We start from the raw sequence: 10,128 nt of genomic DNA, 5'->3' as shown, positions 1-10,128 counted from the left end.
CCCCTCAAGGGGGAGGGGAGCTCACTGCTGGTGCTAGCCGATAGCCTGATACTCGTATGGTAGCCCTCGACGCTGCGTTGCCCGCTGGGTAGAACTGGCGCACCAAATCGAGGGAGCTGAACATGCCGGCGACGACCACCCAACCCTGGCGCAACCGTAGCTATCACCGGCGCTGGCTCTTGGAGCAGGCCGACGCGCTGTTCGGGTTCTTCCAGAGTCAGGCCTTCAACCCGAAGGGCGGATTCTTCGACCTCGATCCGACCGGCAAGCCGCTGAATGTCGCCAACCCAGTACGCGGCATCCACTCGACGGCCCGCATGGTGCATTGCTTCGCCATCGGCAGCCTGCTCGGCCGACCGGGCTCGGACCTGATCGTCGACCACGGCATGAAGTTCCTGTGGGAGCGGCATCGCGATGCAAAGGCCGGCGGCTATTTCTGGACGGTGGACGATAACGGGCCGCGCGACGGGCGGAAGCAGGGCTATGGCCATGCCTTCGTGCTGCTCGCCTCATCGAGCGCCAAGCTGGTCGGGCACCCCCTGGCCGACAAAATGCTGGCCGACGTGACCGAAATCCTCGAGACCAGGTTCTGGGAAGAGCAGCACGGCGCCATTGCCGAAGAGTTCAATGCCGACTGGTCGGTGATCGCGCCCTATCACGGGCAGAACTCCAACATGCACCTGACCGAGGCGCTGATGGCAGCGTTCGAGGCGACAGGCGAGCGCCGCTATCTCGACAAGGCGGAGCGGATCGCCGACCTGATCATCCGGCGCAAGGCCGGCGAGAACGGTTTTCGCGTGGCCGAGCACTTTGATGGCAACTGGCAGGTCGACAAGGGGTATCTGGGCGACCAGATGTTCCGGCCGCCCGGCACGACGCCGGGCCACTGGCTGGAATGGTCGCGCCTGGTGCTGCAGCTCTGGGCGTTGGGCGGCAAAAAGCACGCCTGGATGCCCGATGCGGCCGAAGCTTTGTTTGCCCAGTCGATCGCGCTCGGGTGGGACAAGCAGAAGGGCGGGTTCTTCTACAACCTCGACTGGAACGACAAGCCGGATCTGCGCGACAAGCTCTGGTGGCCTGCCTCCGAAGGGGTTGGCGCCGCGGCGTTCCTCTGCGAGCACCGGCCGAGCGCCTTCCACGAGGAGTGGTACCGCCACATCTGGGACGTGATCGCGAGTTCGTTCATCGACGAGCAAAATGGCGGCTGGCACGAGCAGCTGACCGAGGACCTGAAGCCGAGCTACACTCTGTTCGGCGGCAAGGGCGATATCTACCACGCGCTGCAGGCCTGCCTGATCCCGCTCTATCCGGCGACCGGCAGCCTGACCAAGGGGATCCTGGCGGAGATTTCCGCCAAGTAACCGGCGGTGAGCGAGCCACACGACCTGGCGCAGTGGAGCCTCCACTGTTTCTGCCTGGGCGCCAAGGAAACGCCGCATCGCGTGGTACGCGACAACGGCGTGCTGCTCTATCGGCTGATCGGCGGCGTGCCGTCGGCGGAAGTGGACAAGGCACGACTGGCGCTGCTCGAGCGCTACGGCCTGGTGCGGCGGGATGGCGAGCTGATCCGGACGAGTTTTCCGACGCTCGGGACCGAGGCCTCGCAACTGCTGCGGCAACGGGCGCGCTCGGAAGCTGCCGCGATCGTGCGCGAGGTCGAGACCCGGGTCCGGGATGTGAGCCGGGGCCTCGCTGCGGCGGGGTTTGCGGGCCACGTCCATGCCGTCGTCTTCGGCCACGTGCTCGATGGACTGACCTGGGACGTCGTCCGGACGATCACCGCATTGCCCGACACCAGCCTCAGCGCCGAGCGGCCGTTGTGGAACGGAGCATTCTGGGCGATCTATCCCAAGCCAGAGCGGACCGGCGGCACCAATGAGCTGCGCGGAAAGCGCGGAACATTGGTAATGGTGTGGGAAGACTACAACCTCGAGGCGCTGCGGGGCTTTGCTGCCACTGCGGAGGTGCGGGCGGCGCTCGACCGGCCCGACAGCAACGGCGCCGAGCTGGTGCTGGCCGGCATCCGCCTGCCGGTGCTGGGGCCAGCGACGCCGGCGCGGCTTGCCGCTGCCTGCCGCGACATTGCGACAACCGTTGCCCACCGGCTGGTCGGCCAACCGAGACTGGCGACGGAACTCGAGCGTCTCGGCGTGGGGCTGTCAGCAGCCGAACTGCCGGTGGTGTACGGGCATGAGTTCATCTGGGCGGTGCGCGACCAGCTCCTCGAGGTCGGCGCCCTGGCCCCGCCTTCGGATGACCTGGCGCACGCGATGTTCGTCCACCGCGATGGCGCCTGAAGGCGAAGTCAGGTCACTTCGGGCAACTCGGTGTGGGAACTGTAGAGCTTGATCCCCAGCTCGGTGATCTCCAGCAGCACCAGGTGGATGGCATCGCTGACCGGCGCGAGCTGCGCGGCGGCAGCGGGGCTGGTGGTGGCGATTTCGTCGACGGTGCGCTGAAACTCGGTGATGTCGGCATAGACGGCGGTTGCCGTCTCTTCGAGATGGACCAGTTGCGCTTCGTCGGGCTTCTGTTCCCGCGCCTGGGCGGCGAGCAGGGTCAGGCGCGCGGCTTCGGTGCGCCATCGTTCGATATTCCTGCCGAAGTGGTTCAGGCGGTCGGCGATGTCGTTGCTGGACATGGGGGCACCCTCTTGGAGATGGCCTAACGGCCGGAGAGGCGGTTTCGATGCCAAGGGCTCGGAGATTGTTTGGCCATTGACATGCTTCTGACTAGTGAGTAGTCACTCACTCACCATGAAACACATACGTACCAACCTGTCCGATGCGGACACCCGTAGAGAAGCCATTGTCGAGGCGGCGCTGCTGGCGTTTGCGGATGCGGGGTTTCAGGCGACGCCGGTGACGGCAGTCGCCGTCCGGGCCGGGATCAGCCAGGCCTACGTGTTCAAGCTGTTCCCCACCAAGGAGGAGCTGTTCATTGCCGCGGTGGAGCGCTGCTTCACCCGCATCGAGGAGACGCTGGAAAAGAGCGCCCGGACGGTCAGCAGTGGCGACGCCGATGCGATCCTCTATGCGATGGGTGACGGCTATGCGAGCCTGATTGCCGACCGCAGCATCCTGATGATCCAGGTGCACGCGCAGAGTGCCTCGGATGTGCCGGCGATCCGCGCCACCATGCGAGGCGGGCTCAAGCGGATCGTCACCTATGTGAAGCAACGCACCGGCGCCAGCGACGAGGCGGTGCAGCGCTTCATCGCCTTCGGCCAGCTCTGCCACCTGATCACCACCACCGATATCGACGAGCTCGGTGAGGACTGGGCCCGCCTGGTGGCGCGCGGCATTCGGCACGTGCCGGCCATCTGATCCGGCTGGGATACCCGGCTGGCGATTTATGACGACGTCCATCGTGGCGCCCCCACCCGCTCAAGCGCGGGACAAAGGCGCCATTTCTTGAAACCAACTAGTGAGTGACTAGTCACTCTATTGCAGGAGAACAGCAATGACCACCGTCACCGTCACCGCAACCGCTGCCGAGGCAGCACCACCGACCGCGCGCAGCCACAATCGCTGGCTGGCGCTCACCATCCTGGCGCTGGCGCAGTTCCTCGTGGTGCTGGATGCCTCGATCGTCAACATCGCGCTGCCCAGCCTCGGGGCCGGGCTGGGGCTCGACCATAACCTCCTCACCTGGGTGATCACCGCTTACGTGCTGCCGTTCGGCGGGCTGCTGATGCTGGGCGGGCGGCTGGCCGATCGCTACGGGCACCGCCGGGTGTTCCTTGCCGGGGTGTTCGGCTTCATCGCCGCGTCGCTCCTCGCCGGGTTGTCGATCAATGGGCCGATGCTGCTGACGGCGCGAGCGGTGCAGGGCGCGTCAGCGGCACCGCTGGCGCCGGCGGCGCTGGCACTGCTGATGCAGCTGTTTCCGGTGACCGACGGGCGAACCAAGGCGCTCGGCATCTGGGGCGCCGTGGCCGGGCTCGGCAGTGTTGCCGGGGTGCTGCTGGGCGGCGTGCTGACCGCCAGCATCGGCTGGTCGGCGATCTTCTTCATCAACGTGCCGGTGGGGCTTGTGGTGCTCGCCGCCATCCCGGTGCTGCTGAGCCGCGACGTGGCGCAGAGCCGGGCGCGGCTCGACCTCTGGGGTGCGATCACCATCACGCTCGGCGTGGTGGCGCTGGTGGCGGCGTTCTCGATGGTGCTCGAGGTCGGCTTCCTGTCGCCGATCACTCTCGGCCTCGCGGCAGCGGGTGTGGTGCTGCTCGGGCTCTTTACCGTGATCGAGCTCCGCTCGCGCGACCCGCTGGTGTCGTTCTCGATCTTTGCCAACCGGGCGGTGACACTGGGGAACCTCGTGGTGCTGCTGATCGGCGGCGCGGTGGTCGGGCTGTTCTTCGTCCTCTCGCTGCATATGCAGAACGTCCTCGGCTATGACGCGATGCTCACCGGCCTGACCCAGGTGCCGTTGGCGCTGGCGCTGATCGTCACCGCCGGAGCATTGCCGCCGGTGATGGCGAAAGCCGGTTCGGCGCCGACGCTGGCGGTGTCGCTGGTCGGCCTCGCAATCGGCCTCGTCTGGCTGGCGCTGGCGCCGGTCGGCGCGGATTTCGTGCTGCACCTGTTGGGCCCGACGATCATCATCGGCGCCGGGCTGGGCGGAGCCTTCATCGCCGGCACCGAACTCGCGGTGCAGGGCGTCAGCGAGGCCGACAGCGGGCTCGCCAGCGGGCTGGTCAACACCAGCCAGCAGATCGGCGGAGCGCTCGGCCTCGCCGTGCTGTTCACGCTGGCGACGACCCTCACGGACAGCCTCGGCGCCCCTGGCGCGGACGAGATCACCGCGCTCGCCGGGGGCTACTCGGCCGCCTATCTCGGCGCCGCCGGGCTGGCCCTGCTGGCCGCACTGATCGCCGCCTTCGCCATCCGCAAGTGAAACCCAGCACCGGCGCGACGCTGCGCCGGTGCCCTTCCCCCAACCAAGGAGTACCCGATATGACCACCGACAACTTCACCGCCCCGCGCAAGGACAGATCGCACAAGCTTGCGCCGCGCTACGTCACCTGGTCGGCCATCGCCGCCCCGGTGCTGGTGCTGACCGGCTGGGCCTTCATCGCCGCCGTGCCAATCGCGCTGCTGCTCTGGGGCACCTGGACCGACAAGCGCGTCCGGGCGCTGCGCTGGTGGAGCGGGCTCACTGCCCTGCTCTATGCCATCCCGTTGGTGCAGTACCTGCTACGCACCGATCCTGAGGCCAGCATGTCCTCGATGCTGCACCCGGCGATAGGCATCGCCATTGCGCTCTCGGCGGTTGTTGTGGTGCTGAAGATCTTCAAGAATCACCGCGACTGAAGTCATCGGAAGGCCGGTGGCAGCATAGTTTGCCGCCGGCACAAGATTAGCCGTGCTGTCGGCGCGACGGTGTGGTATTGGTTTCGGGCGGAGTGCACGCGAAGGGGACGCGTGAGCTTAGGGGCGTTAATGGCGAGGAGAGGCCATGGCGTCGTATTTCGGTCTGCGGACCATCCGGGGTCAGTTCGTCGGCGCGTTTGTCGCGACTGTCATTGTTTCCATAGCATTGCTGACATCGTTTGCCCTGGCGGCGGACGAGGCGATCTTTGCCCCTGGCGAGCCTGTGATCACGGGCTTCTCGGGCGTTATCCCGCCGGAAACACCCCCGGCCAGCGGCGAGCCGCTCGACTACACTTTCATCGATCCCGCCGGCCGCTCGATGGTGATCCAGCAGCTGCAGCCGGACGGACCGCCGGCCGGTCAGCTGATCCCGGCCGAACCGATATTCTCGGCGAGTGCAGCCGATGTCGGGCAGACCTTCGGCGTAGCGCTCGACGATGCGCCCGAATTCAGCGGCGCCGCAGCGCCCAATATCTACCTCGCCGCCACCTCGGCCTTCGGCCTCAACATCGTGGTGCCGGATGCCGATGGCAATCCGGTGCGCAGCAAGCTCGGCGCGCCCGGGGCGGCGTTCATGGCGGGCCAGTGGGGCACCGCCGGCGGAACGGCGGGCTATCCCGGCAGCATCTGGAAAGTCGATGGCAGCACCGGCGAGATCTCGCTGTTCACCACCATCGCGGCCAATAGCGGCGCGGGGCTCGGCAACCTGGTGTTCGACCCGGCCAGCGCGCAGTTCTTCGTTTCCGACCTCGATACCGGCCTCGTCTACCGGCTGGCGGCGGACGGCGTCATCACCGACACCTTCGACCATGGCGTCGCCGGACGACCGACGCACGAGCTCGAGGCGGTCGCCGACGACGGCAGCACCATGTCGATCACCGATCCGGCGTTCAACAGCGAGGATCCCGCGACATGGGGCTTCACCCAGCCGGAGCGCCGGGTGTTCGGGCTCGCCATCAATGGAGGACGGCTCTACTACGCCGCTGCCGCCCAAATCTGGTCGGTGCGCATCAATGCCGATGGCAGTTTCGGCACGGCGCGCTGGGAACTCGATATCGCCGACCTGCCCTCGAGCAATGAAATCGCCAGCATCGTCTTCGATCCGCAGGGCCGGATGATCCTTGCCCAGCGTGGCGCCCAGGTGGGCAGCTACGACTATTCGGTGTTCGCCGCGCCGCTGACCTCGTCGGTGGTGCGCTACGAGCGCGAGTTCCCGGATGATCCGACGACGCCGGGCACCTGGGTGGAAACGCCCGACAGCTACGCCATCGGTATGGCGCCCGAGGGCATCAATGCCTCTGGCGGTATTGCGCTCGGTCCGGATTTCGACGACGAAGCCGGCACGCTCAGCGGCGCCTGCAGCGCCTATCTCTGGTCGACCGGCGATGCGCTGCGCGACAACCTGAACGTTGATGCACCGCTCGATCCGCCGACCCAGGTGCATGGCCTGCAAGGCAATGCCGCGGCGCTGGTGCGGCCGCAGAACGACCCACCAACACTGTCCTTCTTTGCCGATTACGACGGCAACACTGACGACGACCAGGCCACCGCACAGGGCCATGTCGGCGCTGTTGCCATCTGGCAGGTCTGCGAGAGCGCGCCCGAGACCTATGTCCCGCCGCCGGCCTTCCCGCCGCCGGATTACCTACCGCCAAGCTATGAGCCGGACGAGGACGAACCGGTTGAGCCGGATGAATTCAGCAACCTGACGCTGGAGAAATGGGCCAAGCCGTTCTTCTGCGTCGATGGCGGCGCCGACTGGTGGTGCAACTTCACCATCCGGGTCGAGAACACCGGCAGCGTGCCCTATTGGGGTCCGGTGGTGGTCGACGACCACCTGCCGGCCAACAATCCGGGCGCCAGCATGAGCTTCTGGCCGCAGCCGCCATGGTCGTGCGGCCCGACCGGACCGACGGCCTATCAGTGCGTCACCGGCCCGGTTCTGCTCTATCCCGGCGACGGGGTGGTGCTGCATGAGGTGGTGAAGCTGCCCAAGGCGCTGGTCAACTATTGCCACCTCGCCAACGCGGCAGAGCTCGACTGGTTCTGGGGCAATGACGACGATCCGAGCGACGATTTCAACATCGGCGTGGCGGGCATCAAGGCGCCCGGTTGCTTCGCGGCAACCGGCAGTGACCTGGTGCTCGAAAAGATCGCGGCGCCGAGTTGTGCCGACGCCGGCGCGACCTGGAACTGCTCCTATGTGGTGCTGGTGCAGAATGCCGGGCCGGGCAACTATTCCGGGCCGATCACCGTCACCGACACGCTGGGCCTCAATGCGCCGACGACGACGCTCGGGCCCTGGGCCTGCGTGCAGGCCGGCCCGGTGCTGACCTGCAATATCGTCGCGCCACCGGTCAACGTGCCGCCCGGCTGGACCTCGGGGTTCCTCGTGACCTCGCATGTCCCCAAGGGCATCCTGCCGGCGCTCTGCGGCCTCGATAACAAGGCCAATATCAGCGCACCCGCCGGCGGCTCGCCGACCAACCTATTGGCCGGCAACGACTTCGACGCGGTTACCGCGCCGATCCCGGATCCAGCCTGTGCCGGGCCGGCGTTGAATACCGACCTCGAGATGCAGAAGACCGCGCTCGGCTGCTCGCCCTTCTTCTACGGGGTGAACGGCTATCTCTGCCAATGGCGGATGACGATCAGCAATGTCGGCACCGATCCCTATCTGGGGCCGCTGTCCTTCGTTGATAGTTCGGCGGGGGTGACCACCAATTTCCTCACCCTGATGTACCCGTTCTGCACCGGGGCGGCGGTCACCACCTGTACGCCGCCGGGAGCAGTGGGGGTCAACCCCGGCACGCCGATCGTCGTGCCATTCCACACCTTCATTCCCGACGGGCCGGGCGTCTGCTCGGTGACCAACAACCTGTCGATCCTCGCGCCGAATCCGGGCTCGCCGATGAATCCCGGCGGCAACGACTCGGACACGGTCGGCCAGGCCCTGCCCAACCCGGCCTGCTTCGCACCGGGCGCGCCCAAGCTCAACATCCAGAAGACCGCCACGGGCTGTGCGTCGGATCCCTCCAGCGAGAACTGGCTCTGCGACTTCGACATCACCGTCTTCAACTATGGCGGTGGCCCGCAGCCCGGACCGATCCAGGTGCGGGACTTCAACGACAAGCCGACAACCTTCTCGGGCGCCGCGTGCGTTCCCGCGGGGGTCGATCAGTGGCTCTGCACCCGTCCGGCGGCGTTGCCGTCGCTCTCGAACTGGACCTTCCAGGCAACGACGACGGTCAATCCCAACAGCGTGACGCTGGCCGACTGCAACGTGATCAACACCGTGCTGATCACCAATCCGGCTTCCGGCGGCGACCCGGGCTACCTGGCCCAGGCCACCCAGAAAGTGCCGCAGCTGTTCATCAATCTCGGGCCTGGCCCGGTCGCGGTGTATTGCGACCCGCCGAGCCTCAAGCTGACGAAGACGGCGATCAAGACCGTCAAGGCCGGTGACGGCTATGACGCGACGTTCACCGTCAGGGCTACCTCGACCGGACCCGACCCCTATGTCGGCACGGTCGAAGTCGACGAATTGCTGCCGGACGGCACGAGCTTTGTCTCCTCCAGCAACTGGACGTGCGTCCCGACCACCGACAACGACATGCACTGCTCGTCGACGTTCAAGACCATCCCGGTGGGCAAGTACACCGAGATGACGATCACCATCCACATCCCAACGGAGGTGGCGGTGGCGGGTCAGTGCAACATCGTCAACACGGTGAATGCGTCGATCTCGGCCGCCGTGCTGCATAGCGACGAGGGGGTGCAGTATACCGCCTCGGCCGCCGCCCAGCTGCCGGCCAGTGTCTGCCGACCTGGCGCTGAGCCCGAGCCCGAGGCCGAGCAATGTCCGGTCAAGCAAGTGATGCCGAATGGCGGCTGCTGCGAAGCGGGCACGCAATGGAACGGCAAGCAATGCGCCAAGCCGCGCCCGACCGCGCCGAAATGCCCGGCCGACAGCCACCTGACCGATGCCGGCGCCTGCGTCTGTGACAAGGGCACCCATGGCGATCCGGGCGAGTGCGAGCCCAACCAGTCGACACCAAGCTGCGATTTCCGCGACAGCCGGCTGGTCAATGGCGAGTGCGTCTGCAAGCCCGGCACGCACGGCAACCCCGGCAAATGCCGGCCGGATGTGGTCGAGGAACCGACTTGCCCCGACGACAGCCGCCTGCGTCGTGGTGAATGCGTCTGCCTGCCGGGCACGCTCGGCAAGCCGGGCAATTGCCGACCCGAAGTGGTCGAGCCGATCTGCCCTGATGACAGCCGCCTGCGCCGTGGTGAATGCGTCTGCCTGCCGGGCACGCTCGGCAAGCCGGGCAATTGCCGGCCCGAAGTGATCGAGCCGGTCTGCCCTGATGACAGCCGGCTGCGCCGCGGTGAATGCGTCTGCCTGCCGGGTACGCTCGGCAAGCCCGGCAATTGCCGGCCCGAGGTGATCGAGGAGCCGAGTTGCCCCGACGATAGCCGCCTGCGTCGTGGTCAGTGCGTCTGCCTGCCCGGCACCAGCGGCAGCCCCGGAAAGTGCCAGGCGGATGTCGTCGAAGAACAGACCCCGGCCTGTCCGGACGACAGTCGGTTGCGCCGCGGTCAATGCGTCTGCATCCCGCCGCTGACCGGCAAACCGGGCGCTTGCACGGCAGGGCAGATCCTGGAGCTCCAGCCCTTGCGGCCCAAGCTCCCAACCATCAACTGACCTGTCTTTGTTACGCCTTCGTCTGCGACCGCCGGTGCGGGAAGATAC

The 10,128-nt window shown here is 66.8% G+C and carries 7 protein-coding genes; 6 read left to right on the top strand and 1 reads right to left on the bottom strand.

Going from position 1 to position 10,128, the window contains the following annotated elements; translation table 11 throughout:
• Positions 1-122 precede the first annotated feature (122 nt).
• Both VW23_RS17155 and VW23_RS17150 read left to right on the top strand, forming a co-directional pair.
• Positions 123-1,361: an AGE family epimerase/isomerase gene (locus VW23_RS17155; protein WP_069910770.1), complete on the top strand. Its 1,239-nt coding sequence runs from the start codon at positions 123-125 to the stop codon at positions 1,359-1,361.
• A 6-nt stretch (positions 1,362-1,367) separates the two neighbouring features.
• On the top strand, positions 1,368-2,297 hold the full coding sequence (locus VW23_RS17150) for a hypothetical protein (RefSeq protein WP_069910769.1): 930 nt from the start codon (positions 1,368-1,370) through the stop codon (positions 2,295-2,297).
• Positions 2,298-2,305: 8 nt separating this feature from the next.
• On the opposite strand, the gene VW23_RS17145 is transcribed toward VW23_RS17150, so the two are convergent.
• On the bottom strand, positions 2,306-2,641 hold the full coding sequence (locus VW23_RS17145; RefSeq protein ID WP_069910768.1) for a hypothetical protein: 336 nt from the start codon (positions 2,639-2,641) through the stop codon (positions 2,306-2,308).
• Between the two features lie 115 nt (positions 2,642-2,756).
• Between VW23_RS17145 and VW23_RS17140 the strand changes: the two genes are divergently transcribed.
• The 4 genes from VW23_RS17140 (at position 2,757) to VW23_RS17125 (ending at position 10,080) form a co-directional block, all read left to right on the top strand.
• Entirely contained in the window at positions 2,757-3,326 is a 570-nt protein-coding gene (locus tag VW23_RS17140) for a TetR/AcrR family transcriptional regulator (protein ID WP_069910767.1), read from the top strand.
• Positions 3,327-3,462: 136 nt separating this feature from the next.
• Positions 3,463-4,896: a DHA2 family efflux MFS transporter permease subunit gene (locus tag VW23_RS17135; protein WP_069910766.1), complete on the top strand. Its 1,434-nt coding sequence runs from the start codon at positions 3,463-3,465 to the stop codon at positions 4,894-4,896.
• 59 nt (positions 4,897-4,955) lie between these two features.
• On the top strand, positions 4,956-5,312 hold the full coding sequence (locus VW23_RS17130; RefSeq protein WP_069910765.1) for a hypothetical protein: 357 nt from the start codon (positions 4,956-4,958) through the stop codon (positions 5,310-5,312).
• Between the two features lie 145 nt (positions 5,313-5,457).
• The gene (locus tag VW23_RS17125; RefSeq protein WP_069910764.1) at positions 5,458-10,080 is read left to right on the top strand and encodes a DUF11 domain-containing protein; all 4,623 of its coding nucleotides are present in this window, start codon (positions 5,458-5,460) and stop codon (positions 10,078-10,080) included.
• Positions 10,081-10,128: the final 48 nt, after the last annotated feature.

It is taken from the genome of Devosia insulae DS-56 (assembly GCF_000970465.2).
GTDB classification, from domain to species: domain Bacteria; phylum Pseudomonadota; class Alphaproteobacteria; order Rhizobiales; family Devosiaceae; genus Devosia_A; species Devosia_A insulae.
This window is presented reverse-complemented; position numbering and strand designations above follow the sequence as displayed.

Coding starts and splice junctions, on each gene's coding strand:
- VW23_RS17155 (WP_069910770.1), top strand. CDS start 123: ATGCCGGCGACGACCACCCAACCCTGGCGCAACCGTAGCTATCACCGG.
- VW23_RS17135 (WP_069910766.1), top strand. CDS start 3,463: ATGACCACCGTCACCGTCACCGCAACCGCTGCCGAGGCAGCACCACCG.
- VW23_RS17130 (WP_069910765.1), top strand. CDS start 4,956: ATGACCACCGACAACTTCACCGCCCCGCGCAAGGACAGATCGCACAAG.
- VW23_RS17145 (WP_069910768.1), bottom strand. CDS start 2,641: ATGTCCAGCAACGACATCGCCGACCGCCTGAACCACTTCGGCAGGAAT.
- VW23_RS17125 (WP_069910764.1), top strand. CDS start 5,458: ATGGCGTCGTATTTCGGTCTGCGGACCATCCGGGGTCAGTTCGTCGGC.
- VW23_RS17140 (WP_069910767.1), top strand. CDS start 2,757: ATGAAACACATACGTACCAACCTGTCCGATGCGGACACCCGTAGAGAA.